Below are 1,516 nucleotides of genomic sequence, written 5' to 3' on the forward strand. Positions count from 1 at the left end.
GCCCAAGCCCAAGCCCAAGCCCAAGCCCCAGCCCCAGCCCCGCCGAACGTGAGTCCTACGACGCGACACGCCGCCGCAGCGTCGCCTGATTCACGCTCGCCGCGGCCGGCGCTTTTCGGCCGAAACCCGGGCCGCTCAGTCGGCGCCCACCTGGCGAGGCCTGCCCGGTGATGCGGGCAGCACCGTCGTGTCGTCGTCTTCCCACAGCAGCAGTTGACGCACCGCCGCGCGGGTCCCATACGGCCTCAGCATCGTGCTGGCCGGACGGGGGCGCACCCGTTGCGGCCACCAGAACCAGCGCCCGAGAAGCGTTGCGACCGAGGGTGTCATGAACGAGCGCACGATCAGCGTGTCGAACAGCAGTCCGAGGCCGATGGTGGTCCCGATCTGACCGAGGACCTGGAAACCGCTGAAGATGAACGCGCACATGGTGAGCGCGAACACGAGCCCGGCGGAGGTGACCACCGAGCCGGAACCGGCCATCGCGCGGATGATGCCGGTCTTCAAGCCGGCTGCGATCTCCTCCTTGAAGCGCGAGATCAACAGCAGGTTGTAGTCGGATCCCACCGCCAGCAGCAGGATGACGGCCAGCGCGAGAACCACCCAATACAGCTGGATGCCGAACATGTACTGCCACACCAGCACGGACAGTCCGAACGAGGCTCCCAGCGACAGCGCCACCGTGCCGACGATGACGAGCGCGGCGACCAGGCTTCTGGTGATGATCATCATGATCAGCAGGATGAGGCTCAGGGCGGCGAGTCCCACGATCATGAGGTCGTAGAACGCGCCTTCCTGAACGTCCTTGTAGGTCGACGCCGTGCCGCCGATGTAGATGCGGACATCGGCGTCCGGCGTGCCCTTGAGCGCCTCGTGCGCGGCCTTGGCGATCGGGTCGATGTGAGAGATGCCCTCTGGGGTCGCGGGATCGCCCTCGTGGATGACGATCATGCGGGCCGCCTTGCCGTCGGGCGAGAGGAACAGTTTGAGACCGCGCTTGAAATCGGCGTTGTCGAAGACCTCCGGAGGCAGGTAGAAGCTGTCGTCGTTCTTCGCGGCGTCGAAGGCCCGGCCCAGTGCCGTCGCGTTGTCGATTGCGGCCGCCGTCTGGGCGAAAATGCCGGATTGGGTGGCATAGTTCGCCAACGCCAAAGCGCGATTGGTCTCCTGGCTCTGAATCTGGGGAGGTATGAGCCCGAGCAGCTTTGGTTGCAGGGCGTCGAGTCTGTCGAGGGTGGCCGTGAGGTCGTCGAACTTCTCACTCAGCCGATCCACACCGTCGAGCGCGTCGAGGACCGAGTGGATCGCCCAGCAGGCTGGGATGTCGTAGCAATGTTTTTCCCAGTAGAAATAGCTACGAATCGGCCGGATGAAGTCGTCGAAATTCGCGATCTTGTCGCGCAGGTCCTTGATCGTGTCGATCGTGTCATGAAAGTTTTGGTTCTATTGCCATGAATGTGGGTCGGGTGGGGTGTGCTATGTCTCGCGTGGCGTGACGGTCTGGGCGCACGGGCAG

The 1,516-nt window shown here is 64.4% G+C and carries 1 pseudogene; it reads right to left on the reverse strand.

Annotation, left to right across the window (positions count from 1 at the left end):
- Positions 1-135: 135 nt before the first annotated feature.
- Positions 136-1,440: pseudogene (locus tag FPZ47_RS27455) on the reverse strand (MMPL family transporter); the annotation flags it as partial.
- Between the last annotated feature and the right edge of the window lie 76 nt (positions 1,441-1,516).

The organism is Mycobacterium helveticum (genome assembly GCF_007714205.1).
Classification (GTDB): domain Bacteria; phylum Actinomycetota; class Actinomycetes; order Mycobacteriales; family Mycobacteriaceae; genus Mycobacterium; species Mycobacterium helveticum.